Origin of the sequence: Pseudomonas sp. PsB, from assembly GCF_043658375.1 — a bacterium.
Lineage (GTDB): Bacteria > Pseudomonadota > Gammaproteobacteria > Pseudomonadales > Pseudomonadaceae > Aquipseudomonas > Aquipseudomonas putida_Z.
In genome coordinates this window covers 25,592-47,388 of record NZ_JBIGLU010000026.1, presented here as the reverse complement: position 1 = coordinate 47,388, position 21,797 = coordinate 25,592, and the positions used below count along the sequence as shown (strand labels likewise).

Sequence of the window (21,797 nt, the reverse complement as noted above, 5' to 3'; positions counted from 1 at the left end):
CTTGTGTCGCGAAAGGGCTGCGTAGCAGCCCCAGGATTTCTGCGGTGACGCGAATATTGCTGGGGCCGCTGTGCGGCCCTTTCGCGACACAAGGCCGCTCCCACAGGGGTAGCATGAGCCAATAGAGCTCATATGCCTTTTATCTCTGGTGTTTACACCAAATCGATCTTGTTTCACCGCTTATTATTTCTTGCCGCTTCGCCTGCCAGGCGCGTAGCGTTTTGCTCCCATCCCCTCGATCCATGGCGCGTTGACCGCCAGAAGGACCTCGGCCGCGCACAACAAGAAGGCGCAGACCATGAGCACCCCTTTGGATACCAATGCCCTCAAAGCCCGTCAGCAAGCCGCGTGGGCCAGTGGCGACTACGCGGTAATCGGCACCACCCTGCAACTGGTTGGCGAGCGCCTGGCCGAAGCCTGTGACCTGCGCTGGGACGAGCAGGTGCTGGATGTCGCCGCCGGTAACGGCAATGCCACCTTGGCTGCTGCCCGGCGCGGCTGCCGCGTCACCTCCACCGACTACGTGCCCGAGCTGCTAAAGCGCGGTGAAGAACGTGCGCGGGCCGAGCACCTCAATGTGGTGTTCCAGACCGCCGATGCCGAAGCGCTGCCATTTGGCGATGGAACATTCGATGCGGTGCTGTCCACCTTCGGCGTGATGTTCGCGCCCGACCAGGCCCGGGCCGCGCGTGAACTGGGCCGGGTGTGCCGGCCCGGTGGCCGGATCGGCCTGGCTAACTGGACCCCGCAAGGGTTCGTCGGGCAGATGTTCAAGACCCTCGGGCGGCATGTACCGCCACCAGCCGGGGCTCTGCCGCCTTCACGCTGGGGTGATGAAGAACAGTTGCGCGTGATGTTCGAGGGGGCGCTGGGCGAATTGAAGGTCAGCCGCCAGCACTTCAACTTCCGCTATCGCTCGGCGGCGCATTTCATCGAGGTGTTCCGCACCTGGTATGGGCCGGTGCACAAGGCGTTTGCCTCGCTGGAGCCGGAGGCGGCCGGGGCGCTGGAGCGGGATCTGACCCAGTTGCTGAATGAAAGCAATGTGGGCGGCGCGTCGTCGTTGGTGGTGCCGAGTGAGTACCTTGAAGTGGTGATCATTCGAGGTTGAGCCCACGGGCCAAGTGCTCAGTTCTTGCACTTGGCCATCACCACCTGGCAAGTCTTCGGTGTGCCCCCTGACCGGCTTGCATAACGCACGCAGTTGTTCAGCGATTTCTGCCGGGCAATGCTCAGCGTATTGCCCCACGCGAGGCCGCCTTCGCCGGTGGTGGGCACGGCTTTGGCGAAGCAGTTGGAGCCCGTTGCGGGCGTCGCGTACCTGGCCTTGCTGGCTTTGCTGGAGCAGCCGGCGGTGAGTGCCAGGCTGAAGGCAAGCAGGGTGGTCAGCGCCCAGGACGTGTAGGGGCGAATCGGTTTACTGCTCATATGCTCTCCTTACCGAGGCGCAGGACTCCCCGCCGCGAACACCGGCAAGACCGCTGCCATACTCTGCACAGGATATTGCATTCAAGCGAAGCGGTGAACGCTTGCGTTGCACCAGATGCAGCGCAAGGCCTTGCACCATGGCAAGGCCTTGCGCCTGGGGCAACGATCAGAAGCGGTAGTTGAAGCTGGCTTCCAGCGTACGCGGTGCACCCGGGGTGATCAGGTCAACCGAACCGTGCGCGGAGGCATAGTAGTCGCGGTCGAACACGTTCTTCAGGCGCAGTGCGGCGTCCCACTGCGGCACGCTGTACAGCAGCGCGGCGTCGAAGGTGGTGTAGCCCGGCATCACCACCACGTTGTCGAGTGCGGTGTAGCGCTCGTCGACGTAGTTGGCGCCGGCGGCCACGCGCCATTCCGGGGTCAGGGCACGCACCAGCCAGACGTTGGCGCTGTTACGCGGCGTCAGGGTAGGGGTCTGGCCTTCGTTGGCAACGCCGTTGGTCTTGCTGTTGGACTTGGTGATCTCGGCATCCAGGTAGGCGTAGCCGGCGTAGATCTGCCACTTGTCCGTGAGCTGCCCGCTGACGGTGGCCTCGAAGCCGTCGGTGCGCTGCTCGCCGGCCAGCACGGTCAGGTTGGGGTTGGCCGGGTCGGCGGTCTTCATGTTGGTGCGCTCGAGGCGGAATACCGCTGCGGTCAGCGACAGGCGGCTGTCGAGCAGGTCCCACTTGGCGCCGATTTCGTAGTTGGTGGTTTCTTCCGGCTCCAGGTGCTGGTTGGTCGGGCTGACCGCGAATACTTCGCCCGAAGGCTGGTAGCTGCGGCTGACCGACACATAGTAGGACTGGATGTTATCCGGCTGGTAGACCAGGCCGGCACGTGGGCTCCAGGTCTTGTCTGTACGGTCGAGGTCTACGTTCTGCGCGCGGTCGTCGTCGTACTCCTGGCCAAAGATGTCATAACGCACGCCGACCAGGGCCTTCCAGTGCTCGTTCAACTCGATCATGTCCTGCACGTACAGGCCGGTGGTCTGCTGGAAGTTGGTGCCCTTGGACGACAGGTTGGCGGCGTGCTCCGGCACCGGCACCAGGGCGTCGCGATACACCGGCACCTGGGCCACGTTGTTCTGGCTCAGCACCCGCTGGTACTTGTCCTGGAAGCCCACTTCCACGCCATACAGCAGGTTGTGCTGCATGCCGGCAAGCTGCGCCTGTTGCTTGAGTTCGGTCTGGTTGAACATGCCGTACTCGTCGCGGGCGACGTTGCCACGGTTGAGCTTGACCAGCAGTTCGCCGTCAGGCGCGGTGACGAAGCGCGTCGGGCTGCTGTCGGCCAAGGTGTTGTTGCGGTCCAGGTCGTAGCGGTAGTACCGGCTGGTGTTGGTCAGGGTGAAGTCGTCGTTGATGCGGTAGTCCAGGCTGGCAGTCAGCGAGAACACCTCGCTGCGGGCGTAGTCCTGGTCGGCATCGCCGGAGCCGAAGCGCTTGTCGCGGTCCACATCTACCGGGCGGTTGCCCAGCGCCGGGATGCCGAAGTCGATCAGGCGCTTGTCGTACAGATAGGTGGCGCCCAGGTTCAGTTCCAGGTCGTCGGACAGGCGGAAGTAGGCCGACGGCGCGATGGCCTTGCGGTCGATGTAGCCATCGTCGCGGAAGGTGTCGCTGTCTTCGAAGGCACCGGTCACGCGGTAGGCCTGGTTGCTTTGCGGGTCGGCCCAGCCGGTGTCGAACTGGGTGCGGCGCTTGCCTTCGCTGTCGAAGCTCATGCCGACTTCGCGCTTGGGCGTGAAGCTCGGCTTCTTGCTGATGCTGTTGATCAGACCGCCCGAAGAGCCACGACCATACAGCACGGCGGCAGGGCCCTTGATCACCTCGACCCGCTCGATGTTGGACAGGTCACGGAAGTACAGGGCGTCGTCGCGCACGCCGTCGATGTACATGTCGCCAATGGCGCTGAAGCCGCGAATGGTCACCTGGTCACGCTGGCCGTCGCCGTTGGACAGGCCGACGCCGGGCACGTTCTTCAGCACGTCTTCCATGGACTGCGCACCCTGGTCCTTGATCACGCTTTCGGGCACGACGTTGACGGTTTGCGGGATGTCGCGCAGCGGGGCGTCGATCTTCATGGCGCTGCGGCTTTCGCTGGCCTTGTAGCTTTGCTGCTCGTAGGCGCTGGTGACGGCAGTGGCGGGTAAGGCGAGGGAACCCTGCGATTCAGGTTGGACAGCTGCGTGAACCGCAGGCACAACCAACAGGCCCAGCATGGAAATGGATGCTGGGGCAACAGACTTTTTTGCCATTACAGGTGACTCTTTGTTGTATTTGGAGGTCACGAATAGTAATGATTTGTAAATGTAAAGCAAGTGTAAAGAGTTCGCATTTGCTGTTGCAAGGGCGCTCGTGGCAAAAAAAACGACAAAACGCGTCGCAAGGGGGAGGGCCGGCAATGTGCCAGGCAAGGGCTATGCTTGTTGGCGCGTGAACATTTCACGCCCCCATCCGGTCTTGATCACATGGAAGCAGGCCTATGAATCCGATTCGTTCTCTCGCTCGTGCTGTTGCTCTTGCCACCCTGGCGTCCGCCGCCAGCTTCACGGTGCAGGCTGCCGGTATTCCCATTGGTAGCGAGGCGCTGGAAAGCCACGTCACCACGCAGGTCACGGCCATCGACCTGGCCAGCCGCCAGGTCACGGTGAAAGGCCCCGACGCCAAGAAGGATGTGACCTTCCAGCTCACGGAAAAGGCCAAGGCGCTGCCCAACCTCAAAGTGGGGGACCAGGTCGACATCTACGTGACCCGTGCTGTGGCCTATGTGCTCAATCCCGAAGTGGGCGGTGCACCGAAGGCGACTGAAGAGTCCGGTACCATTCGCGCCACGGCGGACAACCCCAACCCGGGCGGCGAGGCGTTCCGCCAGGTCAAGGTGACCTCGCAGATCAAGAAGATCGACCTCAAGACGCATGAGGTGAGCCTGTTGCCGCCGGAGGGCAAGCTGCAGGTGGTCAAGGTCGAGAACCCTGACCTGCAGGCACGCATGAAGAACCTCAAGGTCGGCCAGACGGTCGACGCGATCTACACCGAAGTGCTGCGCGTCGAAACCTCGCGCTGACCCTTCATTGGGGCAGGCTACGAGTTGCCCGCGCATGGATCCGCCGTGATGCCTTGCATGACGGCGGATGTCGTTCGAACAGCTGTATCACCCAATCGGGCCGAGTCTTGCTGGCATCGTTGAGCCAATTGGCAACCGAGTCCTGGGCATACTTGTCTGCTTCGGCCAGGCGCGGCACCAACAGTGGCTCGGCCACTTCGGGCGCTTGCTTGAGTGCGGCGATGTGCTCGCACCAGACGCCACGTGGGCGCAGCACCTCGATACAGAAGCGTCGTACCAGTGGGTTGCTGTCGCCGGCATGTCGGGCAAGCAGGGCCAGGGCATCATCCAGCGCTTGAGCCAGGCGCGGGCGCAGGGCTATCCAGGCCCATTCGCGCACACCAAAATGTTCATCGCGAGCAAAATGCAGCTGGGCCAGCAATGCGGCTTCGAGATCGAGCGTGCGCGACAGGTGCGCCTGGGCGAAGGCCGCCCAGCTGCGCACCGTATCGGAGCTGTGTGCACTGCACTGCTCCAACACCTGCTGGCGCTGGGGCGCAGGTGCGGGTTCCAGCCACTGCCCAAGGGCAAGGCCGATCCCCGTGATTTTTTTTGACAGGCCCTGCGAGCATGTTTCTTCGGCGCAGGTAGCCAGTTGTTCGATCAGCGTGTCGGGCAACTGGCCTGCCAGTGCACTGACCAAGGTCCTTTGATCCACTGCCAGGCATTCGGCCAGGTTGCGGGTGGGCAACTGCCCATGGTCGATCAGGGTTGTACGTTCATCTGTCATCGAATGTGCTCCATCACATACGGTTTGGTCTGGCCTCAGCCGTGAACCCGCCGGCTCAGGCCGCGGGCGCCGAGGCTGCGCAGCATCCTAGCCCAATTGGCTGGTATCCATGTGGCGAATAGCATGCGTGCACACTTTCGATTTCCATGGATAAAGGGAATTTTCCGATCATCGCCTGAACATCTGTCACGAATGAGGACTGCCATGTTCAGCAAGACCTTGTGCCTTCTGGTGCTTCCCTTTGCCCTGGCGTTGCTTGCCGGTGCCGTGCTGCCGTTCCAGGCTGCGGGTAATGCCGCCGTCGGCCGGGCGCTGGGGCACTGGTTGTGGGGTGCGTTCACGTCATTGACGGTAAGTTCGCTGGTAGTGATCGCCGCACTGCTGATCCTCAGGGTGCCGGCGCCGGACATGGGCAAGGCCTTGCAGGGGCCCTGGTGGCTGTGGGTTGGCGGTGTGCTCGGGGCGTTGTACGTGGCCGGTGCCGCGGCGCTCACCCCCAGGCTGGGCGCAGCGGGTTTCCTGGTGCTGGTGGTGGCGGGGCAGATCATCACGGCGGTGGTCGCAGACCACTTCGGGGTGATGGGGTTGGGGGGCAAGCCGCTCAACCTGGCCAGGTTGGCGGGTGTGGTGCTGATCCTCTGCGGCGTGCTGCTGGTGCAGGGCACCTGGGCAGCAGGCACGCCGGCCAGTGCCACTGCCGTGGTGAAACAGCCGGAAGGCTGATCAGCGCCCCGGCTGGCTGCACGCCCACACGGTTTCCCGCAGCCAGCGATGCCCGGGGTCGTCGTCCTTGCGGCTATGCCAGGCTTGCTGGTAATCGAACGAAGGAATCGCCAGTGGCGGCTCGAACTGGCGCAATGTCCTGTGCTGGTGCAGCGAGCCCACCGCGCGGCTGGCCACGGTCAGGACCAGGTCGGTGCCGGCCAGCACTTCGACTGCCGCACTCCAGTGCGGCAAGGCCAGGGCAATCCGCCGACGCAGGCCTTGCGCGGCCAGGGCGCGTTCGATTTCATCGAAGGCATCCGGGTGCATGGCCATCAGCACATGCGGGCGGGCCAGCCAGTCGGCCAGGGCCAGGCCGCCGCTGGCCGGCAGCACTTGGCGGTCGGCAACGCTGATGAAGCTGTCGGTGAACAGCGGCTGCGCAGTGATCGCCTGGGGCAGGTCCGGGAAGATGCCCAGGGCCAAGTCCAGTTCACCATCGAGCAACTGGGCCAGCATGGTTTCGCGGCTGGCCTGGCTGATGGCCAGGTCCACCCCGGGCGCGACCTGGCGCAGATGGCGCAGCAGGGGTGGCAGGATGATCCGCGAGGAATAGTCGGACAGCGAGAGCCTGAAGCGACGCTGGGCCTTGGCCGGTTCGAACTGTGGGGCGGCCAGCAGGCCGTTGAGGTTGCCCAGGGCGTCGTGCAGCGGTTTGGCCAGCGATTGGGCGCGGGCGGTCAAGGCCATGCGGCCGTTCTGGCGCACCAGCAAGGGGTCGTCGAAGTGCTTGCGCAACTGCGCCAGGGCGTGGCTTACCGCCGGTTGGCTGCGGTGCAGGCGCAGGGCGGCGCGGGTCACGTGCTTTTCGCTCAGCAGGGCGTGCAGGGCGAGCAGCAGGTTGAGGTCGATCTTGCGTAGTTCATCCATGGTGCGAATGGTCTTGGTTGTGTCTGGCAGTTTTCATCAGCTTAACAAATGCCCAGGGCTGTCGAGGGCCCAGGATTTCGGCATCATGGCTGACATTGTCGGGGCCGCGTTGCGGCCCATCGCGACACTTTGCCGGCGAGCGTCGGCCTGTAGCGCTGACCGGGTGCTGAGGCACTGAGCGAATTGCTGCAAGGGGTGCATAAATCATCTGCATCCCGCCTGATTGTTCAACTTTCCCCGCCTGATTAGCCTGACTCGAACACCCATCCAACAGGATTCGATCATGGCTACCCGTATCGTTCTCAACAGCACCGGCACTGCCGATGTCATGCAGCTTGAACACTTGCACGCACAAGCCCCAGGGCCCGGCCAGGTCTGGCTGGAACAGACGGCCATGGGTGTCAACCCGCTCGACCTGTTGCAGCGCAAGGGCGGTGCCCCACTGGACTTGCCTTCCGGGCTGGGGCTGGAAGGGGCTGGGCGGGTCGCTGCCGTCGGCGAAGGGGTACATGATCTGCAGGTGGGCGACCGGGTCGCCTATGCCATGGGCCCGGTTGGCGGTTACGCCAGCGGCCGCCTGTACCCGGCCGAGCGCCTGATCAAGCTGCCGCCGCAGCTGGATGACCAGGCCGCCGCCGCCGTGCTGTTCAAGGGCATCACGGCGCAGTACCTGCTGAAGACCACCTATGCCGTGGGCCCGGGTAGCCAAGTATTGTTGTACGGTGCCGCCGGTGCCTTGGGCCAGCTGATGGCGCCTTGGGCGCGGCACCTGGGGGCGACGGTGATCGGCGTGGTATCACGGCCGCAGAGTGTGGAAAGGGCGCAGGCAGCGGGTTGCCACCATGTGCTGGTGTTCGACGCGGCAACCTTGGCCGGCCAGGTCCGCGAGCTGACCCAGGGCCAGGGCGTGGACGTGGCCTATGACTGTGTCGGCAAGGTGTCGCTGCAAGCCTCGCTGGACAGCCTGCGGGTGCGTGGCTTGCTGGTGTCGTTCGGCGGCACCTCCGGCGCGCCGGCGGCCATCGAGGTTGCCACGCTCAACGCCAAGGGCTCGCTGTACCTGACCCGGCCCTCGCTGGCAGCGCACACCCGCACGGTCGATGAGTACCAGCAGCGCGCCGCCGATGTGCTGGCGGCGGTCGCCGAGGGTATCATCCAGCCTCGGGTCTGGCGTGCCTACCCGCTGGCCGACGCGGCCAGGGCCCACGGGGACCTGGAGCAAGGGCAGTCGGAGGGCGCGCTGGTCCTTACTGCCTGATACCCGACTTCCACCCCTACTGCCTTGTGCCGAGCCTTGCCATGGATGCCTTCGACAGCCGCCGCGCCGATGAACTTGCCACCTTGCTGGCGCTGCACGAGCAGGGCTCGTTTGCCGCTGCCGGGCGGCAGCTGGAGCGCCACCCCACGGTGCTGTCGAAGCGCCTGAGTGCACTGGAGGTGCGCCTGGGCATTCGCCTGGTGGAGCGCAGCACGCGGCAACTGCGCTTTACCGATGAAGGCGAGCGGCTGGTGGCCAAGGTGCGCGAGGCCAACCGGCTGATCGCCGAGGCCGAACAGGAAGCGGCCGAAGGGGCGGCGACGGTACGTGGGCGCCTGCGCCTGGCATTGCCGGCAGCCATGGGCCGGCGCTGGTTGAGCGGGATGCTGGCCGATTTCGTGCTGGCCTACCCGCAGGTGATGGTGGAGGCCGAGTATGCCGATCGTTTCGTCGACCTGATCGGCGAGGGTTTCGACGCCGCCATCCGCATTGGTGAGCTGGCTGACAACCGCCTGGTGGCCAGGAAGCTGTGCGATCACCTGCGCATCCTGTGTGCGTCGCCCGAGTACCTGGCCCGGCATGGCGCACCTGGGCAACCGGAGGATCTTGCTGGGCACAATTGCTTGGGTTTCAGTGGCTTGCGAAGCTTTCCTGAATGGCGACTGATGAGTGGTGGGCAGCAGGTGAGTGTCAAGGTTGCCGGCAGCCTGCGCAGCAACGACAACGAAGCCCTGCTGGAAGCGGCGCGGCGTGGCGTTGGCATCCTGGCGGGAGGGGACTGGCTGATGGGCGAGGACCTCACTGCCGGGCGCTTGGTGCGGGTGCTGCCGCAATGGCAGCTGGATGTGGCGGCAGGCATTTACCTGGTACGGCCGACCGCGCGCCTCAACACTGCCGCCCTGGTGGCTTTCAAGGCGTGGCTGGAAGCACACTTCGAGGCCGGCGCACCATGGCGGCTATAGAATTGCACATAACTAATTGAATTAGCAGAGACTCTGTGGGAGCGGCTTTAGCCGCGAACACCGGCGTAGCCGGTGCCATGCACCGCGTTGGCTTCTTCGCGGCTAAAGCCGCTCCCACAGGGTACGCGGGCAATCGTTATCGCCTTGCTACGGCATGCTGCACGCACTGCTCGTAATAGGTCTGCTTGATCGCTGCAGGCTTGAGCCGCGAGCGGCTGTTGTAGGTTTGTTCGGTAATGCCGAAGGCGGTCATGCGCATCCACGGTTTGGGGAATTTGCGCGCCTGCAGCTTCTTGCGCGTGGCATACAGGGTTACCCCGGAAAGCTTGGCCTGCTGCGCCTCGGCGGCTATCTGCGCGCCCCAGCCGCAAGTGTGGCGATCGTTCTGGCTCAGCGCCCGAGCCTGGGCGCCGAAAGCGAGCGTGGCCAGCAGGCAGCCGGCCATCGTTGCTAGAAGTACTCGCATGTTGCTGTCCTAAGCATCTGAAGGAAAACGAAGTTTGCCTTCACAAGCAGGCACTGGGGGCCAGCAATTTGCCGTCAGACCATGGTCGCTCGCAATCGACTGGTGGCGTGCAAGCCAGCGAATAAATACCGCACTGCGTGTATGTGATCGTACAACTGCTTGCGCTATGATGAGCGCTGTCTTTCAAGGTGAAATACAGGGCAATGACAGAGCAGCAGGTACAGGCAAAGACCCGGCGCAAGCCGCGCAGTCTGGCCCAGGAACTGGTCACGGTGCTGACCGAGCGCATTCGCAGCGGCCAGCTCAAGCGCGGCGACAAGCTGCCGACCGAATCGCAGATCATGGCCGAAGAGGGTGTCAGCCGCACGGTGGTGCGTGAAGCGATCTCGCGGCTGCAGGCCGCCGGGCAGGTCGAGACCCGCCACGGCATTGGCACCTTCGTGCTGGACGCGCCAGCCACGGGTGGTTTCCGTATCGACCCGGCGACCGTGGTCACCCTGCGCGAAGTATTGGCGGTGCTGGAATTGCGCATTGCCCTGGAGATCGAATCGGCGGGCCTGGCGGCGCAGCGGCGCAGCGATGAAGAGCTGACCGGCATGCGTGCGGCGCTGGACGAACTCAACGAAGGGGCTGCCCACGCCACGGATGCGGTGTCGGCGGATTTCCAGTTCCACCTGCGCATTGCCCAGGCCAGCGGCAACCACTACTTCGCCGACATCATCAACCACCTGGGCACCAGTATCATCCCGCGTACCCGGTTGAATTCGGCGCGGCTGGCCCACGATGACCAGGCGCACTACATGAGCCGGCTGATGCACGAGCACGAGGCGATCTACGAAGCCATCGCCCGGCGTGATAGCGAAGGGGCGAAGATGGCCATGCGCATGCACCTGAGCAACAGCCGCGAGCGCTTGCGCCAGGCGCATGCAGAGGCCGAGGCGCAGGGGGCCTGAGGCTTCTCTGTTGCCTGACCTGGCCTCTTCGCGGGTAAACCCGCTCCCACAGGGGCCGCGCCGTACTTACAGGTTATGGATAATCTTGTGGGAGCGGGTTCACCCGCGAAGAGGCCGGCACAGCCAAAAAGAAAGCCCCGCCATGCGCGGGGCTTTCCTGTTTCAGTCAATCAGTCAGATCGCGCCCTCCCTCCACTGGCCATTCACCAACCGGCGCAGCCCAAGCGGGTTGCCGTCGCGCAGTGCCTCAGGCAACAGCGCCTGCGGGTAGTTCTGGTAGCACACCGGGCGCAGGAAGCGGTCGATGGCCAGGGTGCCGACCGACGTGCCGCGCGCATCCGACGTGGCCGGGTAAGGCCCGCCGTGTACCATCGCATCACACACCTCGACACCGGTCGGGTAGCCGTTTACCAGGATCCGCCCGACTTTCTCCTCCAGTAGCGGCACCAGCCAGGCGAAGGCCTGCAGGTCTTCCGGCTCGCCGATCAGGGTCGCGGTCAGCTGGCCGCGCAGGCCGAGCAGGGCGGCGCGCAACTGGTCGTTGTCCTGCACTTCCACGGCAACGGTGGTCGGGCCGAACACTTCTTCCTGCAGCAGCGGGTCAGATTCCACCAGCAGGCGGGCATCGGCCTTGAACAGCTGGGCGCGCGCCTGGCTGCCTGCCTGCGCCTGGCCGGCCAGGTGCTCGATACCGGCATGGGCGTGCAGGTGCTCCAGGCCACCGACGTAGCTGCGCAGGCCACCGGCGTTGAGCATGGTCTGGCCGGCCTGCTGGTCCAGGTGCTGGCCAAGCTCTGCCAGCAGTTGGCTGTACTGCGGCGACTGCAGGCCGATCACCAGGCCCGGGTTGGTGCAGAACTGGCCTGCGCCCAGGCACACCGAACCGGCCAGTTCTCGGGCGATGGCTTCGCCACGCTTGGCCAGGGCGCCCGGCAGGATGATGACCGGGTTGATGCTGGACATCTCGGCGAACACCGGGATCGGCTGCGGGCGCTCGGCGGCCATGCGGCACAGGGCGTCACCGCCTTTCAGCGAGCCGGTGAAGCCGACGGCCTGGATGGCCGGGTGCTTGACCAGCCACTCGCCGACGCCGCCACCGAACACCATGTTGAACACGCCCTTGGGCATGCCGGTGCGCTCGGCGGCGCGCTGGATGGCGCAGCCGACCAGGTCGGCGGTGGCCATGTGGCCGCTGTGGGCCTTGAACACCACTGGGCAACCGGCGGCCAGGGCCGCGGCGGTATCGCCACCGGCGGTGGAGAAGGCCAGCGGGAAGTTGCTGGCGCCGAACACGGCGACCGGGCCGACGCCGATGCGCATCTGGCGCAGGTCTACGCGTGGCAGGGGCTGGCGCTCGGGCAGGGCCAGGTCGATGCGCGCCCCGAGGAAGTCACCACGGCGCAGCACCTGGGCGAACAGGCGCATCTGGCCGCTGGTGCGGCCGCGCTCGCCCTGGATACGGGCGGGGGGCAGGGCGGTTTCACGGCAGACGATGGCGACGAAGGTGTCGTCCAGTTCGTCCAGCTCGGCGGCGATGGCGTCGAGGAACTCGGCGCGCCGCGCCGGAGCCAGCTGGCGGAATTCGGCGAAGGCGGCGGCGGCGGCCTTGGCGGCCTGGTCCACTTCACTTTCGGTGGCCTGGGCGAAGCTGTAGGGCAGGGCCTCGCCGGTGCTGGCGTCCAGGCTCTGCAGGCGCTGCGGGCCAGCGGCGCTGCGCTGGCCGGCGATGAAGTTGTGGCCGAGGATTTCAGGCATGGGGTGCTCCTGTAGGTTGAGAGAAAATCTGGCAGGTTGTCGCATGACCTGTGGGAGCGGGCGAGCCCGCGAAGCAGGCAACCCGGTGTATGGCACCGGCTGCGCGGGTGTTCGCGGGCGCGCCCGCTCCCACAGGGATCGCGACACTGTCGAGAAGCCGGGTCATCAGGTAATCGGTGCCGGGTTGAACAGGGTGATGTCGTTGTGCAGGCGATGCTGTTCGGCCCAGGTCTGCTTGCGGCCGCTGGCCACGTCCAGGTAGTAGTGGAACAGCTCCCAGCCCAGCTCCTCGATGGTCGAGCGGCCGCTGGCGATGCGCCCGGCGTCGATGTCGATCAGGTCGGGCCAGCGCTGGGCCAGCTCGCTGCGGGTGCATACCTTGACCACTGGCGCCATGGCCAGGCCGTACGGGGTGCCGCGGCCGGTGGTGAACACATGCAGGTTCATGCCGGCAGCCAGTTGCAGGGTGCCGCAGACGAAGTCGCTGGCCGGGGTGGCGCAGAATATCAGGCCTTTGCGATTGACCCGCTCGCCCGGGCCGAGCACGCCCTGAATGGCGCCGCTACCGGACTTGACGATCGACCCCAGGGACTTCTCGACGATATTCGACAAGCCGCCTTTCTTGTTGCCCGGCGTGGTGTTGGCGCTGCGGTCGGCGGCGCCTTGCTGCAGGTAGCGGTCGTACCAGTCCATTTCGCGCACCAGGGCGTCTGCGACCTCCTGGTTTTCCGCCCGTGAGGTGAGCATGTAGATGGCGTCGCGCACTTCGGTCACTTCCGAGAACAGCACGGTGGCGCCAGCGCGTACCAGCAGGTCGGCGGCGTAGCCCAGCGCCGGGTTGGCGGTGATGCCCGAGAAGGCATCGCTGCCCCCGCACTGCATACCCAGGATCAGTTCGCTGGCCGGCACGCTTTCGCGGCGGCGCTGGTCGAGTTTCTTCAGGCGGGTCTCGGCCAGTTCCATGATCTGTTCGATCATTTCCACAAAGCCCAGGCTGGCGTCCTGCAGGCGGTACAGCCACGGGTCGCTGAGGTCCACCGACGGGTCGTTGTCGTGCATCACCTGGCCGGCCTGCAGCTTTTCGCAGCCCAGGCTGATGACCAGGGCCTCGCCGCCCAGGTTGGGGTTGCGCGCCAGGTTGCGCACCGTGCGGATCGGGATGTAGGCATCGCGCGCGTTGATCGCCACGCCGCAACCATAGCTGTGGGTGATGGCCACCACGTCATCGACATTGGGGTACTTGGGCAGCAACTCGCTGCGAATGCGCTTTACCGCATGCTCCAGCACGCCGGCCACGCACTGCACGGTGGTGGTGATGCCGAGGATGTTGCGGGTGCCGACGGTGCCGTCGGCGTTGCGGTAGCCTTCGAAGGTGAAGCCTTCGAGCGGCGGCAGCGGCTGCGGGACGGCGTCGCAGCGTGGCAGGCTGTCCAGCTCCGGCGCGGCCGGCATGGCCAGCTGGCTCTCCTGCACCCAGCTGCCCTGGCGCAGGTCTTCCAGCGCGTAGCCTATGATCTGCCCGTAGCGGCGCACCGGTTCGCCCTTGGCGATGGCTACGGTGGCCACCTTGTGGCTCTGTGGCACGCCTTCGACCAGGGTCAGGCCGTCGGCGAAGCGGGCGCCTTCGCCCAGGCCGCCATCATTGACCACCACCACGACATTGTCGTCGTCGTGCAGGCGGACGTAGCGGGGCGAGTCGGAATGTTCGATCAACTGCATGTTCGGGCCCTACTTGTCAGGTTCTCAGGCTTTTGTACATCCGCCCGCGGCGGGGTGGCCGACGCGGGCGTGTTCACTCAGTGGCGCGAGCCGGCCAGTTCGCTGCCGGCCGCTGGCTCGGCGTCAGGCTTTGGGCTTTCACGCAGCTCGATGCGCTTGATCGGGCCGACGATCACCAGGTAGCTGAACACCGCCACCAGGGCGTTGGCGCCGACATACACCAGGGCCCACTTGAACGAGCCGGTGGCACTGATGATGTAGCCGATCACGATCGGCGTGGTGATCGAGGCGATGTTGCCGAAGGTGTTGAACAGCCCGCCCGACAGCCCGGCGATCTGTTTCGGCGAGGTGTCGGCGACTACCGCCCAGCCCAGTGCGCCGATGCCTTTGCCGAAGAACGCCAGGGTCATGAAACCGACCACCATCCACTCGGCGTCGACGTAGTTGCAGAACACCATGGTGGTCGACAGCAGCAGGCCGCAGACGATCGGCAGCTTGCGCGAGAAGGTCAGCGAGTTGCCGCGGCGCAGTAGCCAGTCGGAGATCACCCCGCCCAGCACACCACCGATGAAGCCGCAGACCGCCGGCAGCGAGGCGATGAACCCGGCCTTGAGGATGGTCATGCCGCGCTCCTGCACCAGGTACACCGGGAACCAGGTGAGGAAGAAGTAGGTGATGGCATTGATGCAGTACTGGCCCAGGTACACGCCCAGCAGCATGCGGCTGGTCAGCAGTTGCTTGATGTAGCCCCATTTCGGGCCGTCGTTGCCGCGCTTCTGGTCCATGTCCACCAGGCCGCCGTTCTGCTCGATGTGCTCGAGTTCACCCGGGCTGATGCGTGGGTGTTGGCGCGGGTTGTAGATGGTCTTCAGCCACACCATGGAGAACACGATGCCCAGTGCGCCCATGACCACGAACACGTGCTCCCAGCCGAAGCTGAACACGATCCAGCCCATGATCGGTGCGAACAGTGCGGTGGCGAAGTACTGCGCCGAGTTGAAGATGGCCGAGGCGGTGCCGCGTTCCTGGGTCGGGAACCAGGCCGCGACGATGCGCGCATTGCCCGGGAACGACGGGGCTTCGGCAAAACCGACCAAAAAGCGCAGGGTGAACAGCGTCACCACCGCCCAGGCCACCGGCAGGCCACCGACAAAGCCCTGCAGCAGGGTGAACAGCGACCAGGTGAAGATGCTGAAGGCGTAGACGTTCTTGGAACCGAAGCGGTCGAGCAGCCAGCCACCAGGAATCTGGCCAGCCACGTATGCCCATCCGAAGGCGGAGAAGATGTAGCCGAGGGTCACGGCATCGATGCCGAGGTCTTTCTGCAGGCTGGAGCCCGCGATTGCAATGGTGGCGCGGTCAGCGTAGTTGATCGTGGTCACCAGGAACAGCATGAACAGGATCAGGTAGCGCACATGCGTCTTCTTCGTCGCTTGCATGCTGGTAGTACTCCCACTAGTTATTTTTGTGCGGGCTCACGAATTGTAACCGGAGTGGGGCTGGCCCACTCCGGGCGCGGCATCTGGCAGGCCGCGGGCGGCGCTTACTGCGGGCCCATCTTGTCCATCAGCGCGGCGAGTTTTTCGTACTCGTCGGCGGTGAGGTCGGTAAGCGGAGTACGCACCGGGCCGGCGTCGTAACCGGCGATCCTGGCGCCAGCCTTGACGATGCTCACGGCATAGCCGGCCTTGCGGTTGCGGATGTCCAGGTACGGCAGGAAGAAGTCGTCGATCAGCTTGGCCACGGTGGCGTGGTCGTCACGGGCGATGGCGTTGTAGAAGTCCATGGCGGTCTTCGGCACGAAGTTGAACACGGCGGAGGAGTACACCGGCACGCCCAGGGCCTTGTAGGCAGCAGCATACACCTCGGCGGTCGGCAGGCCACCCAGGTAGCTGAAGCGGTCGCCCAGGCGGCGACGGATCGACACCATCAGCTCGATGTCACCCAGGCCGTCCTTGTAGCCGATCAGGTTCGGGCAGCGTTCGGCCAGTTTTTCCAGCAGGTCGGCGTTCAGGCGGCAGACGTTGCGGTTGTAGACGACTACGCCGATGTTTACCGATTTGCACACTGCTTCGACGTGGGCGGCGACACCTTCCTGGCTGGCTTCGGTCAGGTAGTGCGGCAGCAGCAGCAGGCCCTTGGCACCCAGGCGCTCGGCTTCTTGCGCGTATTCGATGGCCTGGCGGGTGGAGCCGCCGACGCCGGCGAGGATAGGTACCGACTTGGCGCAGGTGTCGACGGCGGTCTTGATTACCTGGCTGTATTCGCTGGCAGCCAGGGAGAAGAACTCACCGGTGCCGCCGGCGGCGAACAGGGCGCTGGCGCCGTACGGGGCCAGCCATTCCAGGCGCTTGACGTAGCCAGCCGGGTTGAAGTCGCCCTGGGCGTTGAAGTCGGTGACCGGGAAAGACAGCAGGCCGTGGGAGAGGATGGATTTGAGTTCTTGTGGAGTCATTGTTGTTGGCATCCTGTGGCGCTTGGGTGAAGGGTGTTGTTTTGCGTTGGAGGTAAGTTATCGTACAACTTGTACGATGACTAGTCCCCTTGAGAGATTTTTTTGTGGAGGGGCGGAAGGAATGTTATTGCCTGTGCCGGCCTCTTCGCGGGTAAACCCGCTCCCACAGGGACCGCGTCGCGCTTGAAATTTGCGGAGATCCCTGTAGGAGCGGGTTTACCCGCGAAGAGGCCAGAACAGGCGACAACAACAGATGCACGAGACGCAGATGGCAGACCAATCGCGATCAGTCATCGTATCTCTGGAGGGGCAGGAAAAAAAGATCGCGGAGACAGGCACAAGCCCGCCGCCCGTTTCCACGGGAAGTGTTCTGGGACCAGCAGAGGGTGACCGGGGAAAACGGGGGCGGCCTTGCGCCGCCCCGCGATCAAAGCAGAGGAAACTGGGGTCAGGCAGCTTGCTGGCGCTTGATCTGCGCCTTGCGTACCTGGGCCCGGCAAGCGTCGCCGAAAGCCTGGAAGATCTTGATCGAATCCGGGTTCTTCGCCGCTTGCCACTCCGGGTGCCACTGCACGGCGAACAGGAACGGCGAGATGCTCGGGGCATGGATCGCCTCGACCAGGCCGTCTTCGGCGTGGGCGATGGCCTCGATGCCGGCGCCGAGCTTGTGCAGGCCTTGGCCATGCAGCGAGTTGACGCGAATCTCGTCGGTACCCAGGGTGTCGCGCAGCCAGCTGTCCGGCTTGATCTTCACGCCGTGCACCTGGGCGTATTGCACCTCGACCGGGTCTTCCGGGTTTTCCCGGTGGTCGTTGAAGCCAGGCTCGGCGTACACCTTCTGGTAGATGTCGCCCCCCAGGGCCACGTTGATTTCCTGCATGCCACGGCAGATGCCGAAGATCGGCAGGCCACGCTTGATCGCGGCCTTGACCAGCGGGATGTCGAACAGGTCGCGGTTCTGGTCCTGGCCTTTGCCGGGGGTCTCGTTCTCCTGGCCGTACAGGGCCGGGTCGATGTTGCTGCCGGCGCCGGTCAGGTACACGCCGTCGGCCATGTCCAGATAGGTCTCGAGGTCTTCGATGCCGCAGCAGGTGGGCACCAGCACCGGGACGCAATCGGAAAACTCGACCAGCGGGGTGATGTATTTGTGGGTCATGACCTGGTAGTCATGGCCTTTGCGCTCTTGGCTGCCCATGGTCATCAGGACGACGGGTTTGCGCAGGGAGGGTTGCTTGTTGCCAATGTTGCTGTTGGACATATGTCACCTTGGGACAGGTTCGGCCTGTCGTTGTTGTGCAGGTGCACGGCGCGGGGCCATGGGTGCAACCTGTAGCCCCGAGCACTGCCGGCTCGTCGGAGGCGACGATTCCGGTCGGGGCTTGTAGATAGCTTGCCAGAGCCGTTCGATATGTCAAACGACGGAGCAGGGCTTGATGGCCGGGAATGCGCCGGTTTTTGGGGGCTGAAACCGATGCGGGCCTGTGGTGGCGTGGGTTTGGCGGGGGTTAAGGTCAATAATATTTAACGATGCAGTTGGGTCTTTGCAGCGGTGCAATGAAGGGCCGGCAGAGTCGCTCACTCCTTCGGCTCACGCGGAACCTGTAGGAGCGGCCTTGTGTCGCGAAAGGGCTGCAAAGCAGCCCCGGCAATTTGTGCACCTGCGCTGAAACCCTGGGGCTGCTGCGCAGCCCTTTCGCGACACAAGGCCGCTCCTACACAGATATCGCGCCAGCTTTCATCATTTTCAATCAGTGCAGTATCTGCGCCAGGAACCCCTTGGCCCGCTCGGTACGCGGCTGGTTGAAGAACACCTGTGGCGGGCTGTCTTCGATGATCTGCCCACCCTCGAGGAACAGCACCCGCTCGGCCACCTGGCGGGCAAAGCCCATTTCATGGGTGACGCAAAGCATGGTCATGCCAGTGCCGGCCAGTTGCACCAGCACATCCAGCACCTCGGCGACCATCTCCGGGTCCAGCGCCGAGGTGGGCTCGTCGAACAGCATGATCCGCGGCTTCATGCACAGCGCCCGGGCAATCGCCACGCGCTGCTGCTGGCCGCCGGACAGCTGGCTGGGGTACTTGTGCGCCTGGCTTTCGATGCCGACCTTGCTCAGGTACATGCGCGCCCGCTCCTCGGCGTCCTTGCGCGACAGCCCGCGCACGCTGGTGGGGGCCAGCAGGCAGTTGTCGAGCACGCTCATGTGCGGGAACAGGTTGAAGTGCTGGAACACCATGCCGATGTCGCTGCGCACCTGCGCCGCTTCGCGGGTGGTGGCCGCCAGGTCGATGCCATCCACCTTGATGCTGCCCTGCTGGGCCACTTCCAGGCGGTTGATGCAGCGGATCAGGGTCGACTTGCCCGAGCCGGACGGCCCGCACAGCACGATGCGTTCGCCTTCGCGCACCTGCAGGTCGATGTCGCGCAGCACGTGGAACGCGCCGTAGTGCTTGTTCAGGCCTTCGATGCGGATCAGCACCGGGCGTGGGTCGGGTTCGGGGGCAAGGGTGGCAAGGCTCAGTGGTGCGGTCATCTTGTTGTTCTCCCGCAGGGGTTCAGTCGAAACGAGTCGCGCTGTAGGGCGCGGGGTCGGTGAAGGGGCGTTCGCCGGTGACCAGTTCGGCCACCAGCCGGCCACTGACCGGGCCCAGGGTGAGGCCGTGGTGGGCGTGGCCGAAGTTGAACCACAGCCCCGGGTGGCGCGGCGCCGGGCCGATCACCGGGCGCATGTCGGGCAGGCATGGGCGGCGGCCCAGCCAGGGGGTGTCGTCCAGGCGCTCGCCAAGGGCCGGGAACAGCTTGCGCGCCAGGGCCTCGCAGCGGCCCAGCTGGATCTGGTTGCCCGGCGCGGTGCTGGCGTCGAACTCGATGCCGGTGGTCAGGCGCACGCCGCGGGCCATTGGCGCCAGCACGTAGCCGCCCTGGGTGTCGCAGATGGAATGCTCCAGTTGCGCGCCGTCACGGGTGCTGTAGTGCATGTGGTAGCCACGCTTGATCGCCAGCGGGATCTGATAGCCAAGGCCGCTGAACAGGTCGGCCGACTGCGGGCCGAGGCAGGCCACCACCTCGTTGGCGGTGATCGGACCGCGGCGGCTGTCGACCCGCCATTGGCCGTCGACCTGGCGCAAGCTGCGCGCATCGCCATGCAGGAACTGCCCGCCGCGCTGCATGAACAGGGTGGCATAGCCGCGGGTGAGGGCGCCGGGGTTGTTCACGGTCTTGGGGTCGAGCCAGTGAATGCCGCCGACCACGCTGGCGTCCAGCTGGTGCTCGCGGGCCTGCAATTGCCCGCATTCGAGGATTTCGAACTGCAGGCCATAACGGCTCAGGCCCTTGGCGTCGGCCTTGGCCTGCTCGAACAGCGCCGGGTCACGGAACACTTCGATCCAGCCTTTGGCCTGCACCAGCCCTTCCAGGCCGGCGGCAGCAATGAATGCGTCGTGCTCCTCGACGCAGCGCTGCACCAGCGGCAGCATGTCGGCGGCGGCCCCGGCCAGGCGCCCGGGGGCCGACTGGCGCCAGTAGCGCCACAGCCAGGGGGCGGCCTTGGGCAGGTGCAGCAGGCTGTAGCGCACATCGGGCTGGCGGTTCAGGCCGTAACGCAGCAGCGCGCCCAGTTGCCGCGGGAAGGCATAGGGGATCACGCTGGAGCGCTCGATCAGCCCGGCGTTGCCGTGGCTGGTGCCGCTGCCCGGTTCGTCGCGGTCGATCAGGATCACCTGGCGCCCGCGGGCCTGCAGGTGCAGGGCGGTGCTGACGCCGACGATGCCGGCGCCGAGGACAAGGGTCTGGCAATGCATGGAACGTATCCTTCGGTCAGTTCAGGTGGCGGCCCAGGCGGGCTTCCAGGTGTTTCAGCAGGCGCCGCACCAGTTCGACGATCAGCAGGTAGAGCACGGCGGCCCACAGGTAGATCTGGAAGTCGAAACTGCGCGAGAAGGCCAGTTTGGTCACGCCCATCAGGTCGTAGATGGTCACCAGCGAGGCGATCGCGCTGGCCTTGATCATCAGGATCAGTTCGTTGCCCAGCGGGCCGATGGCCACCAGCAGCGACTGCGGCAGGATCACCTTGAAGAAGGTGGTCGAGCGCTTCAGGTTCAGCGCCCGCGCCGCCTCATGCTGGCCGGGGGCGACGGCCATCAGGCTGCCGCGGAAGATTTCGGCCTGGTAGGCGGCGGTGTTCAGGGTGAACGCCAGCAGCGTGCAGAACCACGCCTCGCGGAAGAACCACCACAGGCCGACGTCTTGCCAGAAGCCCTTGAGCGAGCCCAGGCCGTAATACAGCAGGAACAGCTGGGCCAGCAGCGGCGAGCCGCGGAAGAAGTACACGTAGCCGGCGGCCATGCGCTGCAGCAGCAGGCTGCGCGACATGCGCGCCAGGGCCAGCAACAGGCCGAGCACGGCACCCAGGCTGAAGGAAATCGCCACCAGCTTGGCCGTTACCAGCAGGCCATCGAGGAAGCGCGGGCCGTAGCGGTCCAGCAGGTCGGGGTCGAGGACCAGCGCCAGCAGTTGTTCGAAGCTCATGCGCGTGCTCCTTGCAGGTGGCGGTTGCTGCGCCGTTCGATGAAGGCGAACACGCGCCCGGAAATGGCGGCGAACAGCAGGTAGCCCAGGCAGGCCACGCCATAGAAGAACATCGGCTCTTTGGTCACGCTGACAGCCAGGTTGGTCTGGCGCATCAGGTCGACCAGCGAGATGGTGGAGACCAGCGAGGTGTCCTTGAGCAGCGACAGCCAGTTGTTGGACAGGCCGGGCAGGGCGATGCGGGTCAATTGCGGCAGCAGCACCTTGAAGAAGCCGGTGCGCTTGCTCAGGCCCAGTGCCGAGCAGGCTTCCAGCTGGCCCTTGGGCAGGGTCTTGAAGGCTGCCAGCCAGATCTCGCTGGAGAACGCGGCGAATACCAGGCTGAAGGCGATCATTGCGGCGAGGAAGGTATTGATCAGGAACTCACCTTGGTAGCCCATGGCTGCGAGGATCTTCTGTGCGGCGATCTGGCAGCCGTAATAGATGATCAGCAGCGTCAGCAGTTCGGGCAGGCCACGGAACACGGTGGAGAAGGTGGTGGCCCAGGCGCGCGGCAAGCGCTTGCGCGAGCGTGCTGCAAGGGCGACCACCAGGCCCAGCGGCAGGCCGATGGGCAGGCAGGCCAGGGCCAGGGAAACGGTGACCAGCGCGCCGGCCAGCAGCGCCTGGCCCCAGCCTCCACTGGCGAAGGACAGCAAGGATAATTGATCGAGCATGACGAACCCCTAGGATGGGCAACGCGGACTTTTTGTAGGAGCGGCCTTGTG

At 65.1% G+C, this 21,797-nt stretch carries 20 protein-coding genes; 6 read left to right on the top strand and 14 right to left on the bottom strand.

Features of this window, described 5'->3' with window-relative positions:
* Positions 1-298: 298 nt before the first annotated feature.
* A complete protein-coding gene (locus ACGLHT_RS23680; RefSeq protein WP_137163709.1) occupies positions 299-1,111 on the top strand; it encodes a class I SAM-dependent methyltransferase in 813 nt (270 codons plus the stop codon).
* 17 nt (positions 1,112-1,128) lie between these two features.
* On the opposite strand, the gene ACGLHT_RS23675 is transcribed toward ACGLHT_RS23680, so the two are convergent.
* Entirely contained in the window at positions 1,129-1,428 is a 300-nt protein-coding gene (locus ACGLHT_RS23675; protein ID WP_025338818.1) for a hypothetical protein, read from the bottom strand.
* A gap of 166 nt (positions 1,429-1,594) precedes the next feature.
* A complete protein-coding gene (locus ACGLHT_RS23670) occupies positions 1,595-3,727 on the bottom strand; it encodes a TonB-dependent siderophore receptor (RefSeq protein WP_170978834.1) in 2,133 nt (710 codons plus the stop codon).
* Positions 3,728-3,954: 227 nt separating this feature from the next.
* On the opposite strand from ACGLHT_RS23670, the gene ACGLHT_RS23665 reads away from it, so the two are divergent.
* Positions 3,955-4,536: a hypothetical protein gene (locus ACGLHT_RS23665; RefSeq protein ID WP_137163710.1), complete on the top strand. Its 582-nt coding sequence runs from the start codon at positions 3,955-3,957 to the stop codon at positions 4,534-4,536.
* A gap of 4 nt (positions 4,537-4,540) precedes the next feature.
* Here ACGLHT_RS23665 and ACGLHT_RS23660 read toward each other — a convergent pair whose 3' ends face one another.
* Entirely contained in the window at positions 4,541-5,305 is a 765-nt protein-coding gene (locus tag ACGLHT_RS23660) for a hypothetical protein (protein WP_137163711.1), read from the bottom strand.
* A gap of 204 nt (positions 5,306-5,509) precedes the next feature.
* Between ACGLHT_RS23660 and ACGLHT_RS23655 the strand changes: the two genes are divergently transcribed.
* The gene (locus tag ACGLHT_RS23655) at positions 5,510-6,028 is read left to right on the top strand and encodes a DMT family transporter (RefSeq protein ID WP_025338822.1); all 519 of its coding nucleotides are present in this window, start codon (positions 5,510-5,512) and stop codon (positions 6,026-6,028) included.
* On the opposite strand, the gene ACGLHT_RS23650 is transcribed toward ACGLHT_RS23655, so the two are convergent.
* Positions 6,029-6,937: a LysR family transcriptional regulator gene (locus ACGLHT_RS23650; RefSeq protein WP_137163712.1), complete on the bottom strand. Its 909-nt coding sequence runs from the start codon at positions 6,935-6,937 to the stop codon at positions 6,029-6,031. It abuts the gene before it with no gap.
* A gap of 283 nt (positions 6,938-7,220) precedes the next feature.
* Here ACGLHT_RS23650 and ACGLHT_RS23645 point away from each other — a divergent pair, with 283 nt between their 5' ends.
* Together ACGLHT_RS23645 and ACGLHT_RS23640 are read left to right on the top strand one after the other, a co-directional pair.
* Positions 7,221-8,195 (top strand): quinone oxidoreductase, encoded by a 975-nt coding sequence (locus tag ACGLHT_RS23645; protein ID WP_274120712.1) that lies wholly within the window; start codon positions 7,221-7,223, stop codon positions 8,193-8,195.
* Between the two features lie 41 nt (positions 8,196-8,236).
* Positions 8,237-9,157: a LysR family transcriptional regulator gene (locus ACGLHT_RS23640; RefSeq protein ID WP_137163714.1), complete on the top strand. Its 921-nt coding sequence runs from the start codon at positions 8,237-8,239 to the stop codon at positions 9,155-9,157.
* Positions 9,158-9,293: 136 nt separating this feature from the next.
* On the opposite strand, the gene ACGLHT_RS23635 is transcribed toward ACGLHT_RS23640, so the two are convergent.
* Complete coding sequence (locus ACGLHT_RS23635; RefSeq protein WP_023660807.1) at positions 9,294-9,623, bottom strand: hypothetical protein; 330 nt, start codon at positions 9,621-9,623, stop codon at positions 9,294-9,296.
* A 203-nt stretch (positions 9,624-9,826) separates the two neighbouring features.
* On the opposite strand from ACGLHT_RS23635, the gene ACGLHT_RS23630 reads away from it, so the two are divergent.
* Complete coding sequence (locus tag ACGLHT_RS23630) at positions 9,827-10,576, top strand: FadR/GntR family transcriptional regulator (protein ID WP_013972994.1); 750 nt, start codon at positions 9,827-9,829, stop codon at positions 10,574-10,576.
* 174 nt (positions 10,577-10,750) lie between these two features.
* On the opposite strand, the gene ACGLHT_RS23625 is transcribed toward ACGLHT_RS23630, so the two are convergent.
* The 9 genes from ACGLHT_RS23625 to ACGLHT_RS23585 form a co-directional block, all read right to left on the bottom strand.
* Positions 10,751-12,331, bottom strand: a complete 1,581-nt coding sequence (locus tag ACGLHT_RS23625) for an aldehyde dehydrogenase (NADP(+)) (protein ID WP_274120711.1) — start codon at positions 12,329-12,331, stop codon at positions 10,751-10,753.
* 165 nt (positions 12,332-12,496) lie between these two features.
* A complete protein-coding gene (gene garD, locus ACGLHT_RS23620) occupies positions 12,497-14,050 on the bottom strand; it encodes a galactarate dehydratase (protein WP_025338828.1) in 1,554 nt (517 codons plus the stop codon).
* Positions 14,051-14,127: 77 nt separating this feature from the next.
* Positions 14,128-15,489 (bottom strand): MFS transporter, encoded by a 1,362-nt coding sequence (locus ACGLHT_RS23615; protein ID WP_015270698.1) that lies wholly within the window; start codon positions 15,487-15,489, stop codon positions 14,128-14,130.
* A gap of 104 nt (positions 15,490-15,593) precedes the next feature.
* Positions 15,594-16,505, bottom strand: coding sequence for a 5-dehydro-4-deoxyglucarate dehydratase (gene kdgD, locus ACGLHT_RS23610; protein WP_025338830.1), 912 nt, complete (start codon positions 16,503-16,505; stop codon positions 15,594-15,596).
* 448 nt (positions 16,506-16,953) lie between these two features.
* On the bottom strand, positions 16,954-17,763 hold the full coding sequence (locus ACGLHT_RS23605; protein WP_085591542.1) for a gamma-glutamyl-gamma-aminobutyrate hydrolase family protein: 810 nt from the start codon (positions 17,761-17,763) through the stop codon (positions 16,954-16,956).
* Between the two features lie 490 nt (positions 17,764-18,253).
* Complete coding sequence (locus ACGLHT_RS23600; RefSeq protein WP_013972988.1) at positions 18,254-19,036, bottom strand: amino acid ABC transporter ATP-binding protein; 783 nt, start codon at positions 19,034-19,036, stop codon at positions 18,254-18,256.
* A gap of 22 nt (positions 19,037-19,058) precedes the next feature.
* Positions 19,059-20,303: an FAD-binding oxidoreductase gene (locus ACGLHT_RS23595; RefSeq protein WP_274120709.1), complete on the bottom strand. Its 1,245-nt coding sequence runs from the start codon at positions 20,301-20,303 to the stop codon at positions 19,059-19,061.
* 16 nt (positions 20,304-20,319) lie between these two features.
* Positions 20,320-21,030: an ABC transporter permease gene (locus ACGLHT_RS23590; RefSeq protein ID WP_025338833.1), complete on the bottom strand. Its 711-nt coding sequence runs from the start codon at positions 21,028-21,030 to the stop codon at positions 20,320-20,322.
* Entirely contained in the window at positions 21,027-21,746 is a 720-nt protein-coding gene (locus tag ACGLHT_RS23585) for an ABC transporter permease (protein ID WP_004376260.1), read from the bottom strand. Before ACGLHT_RS23585 ends, ACGLHT_RS23590 begins: the two co-directional genes overlap by 4 nt.
* Positions 21,747-21,797 lie beyond the last annotated feature (51 nt).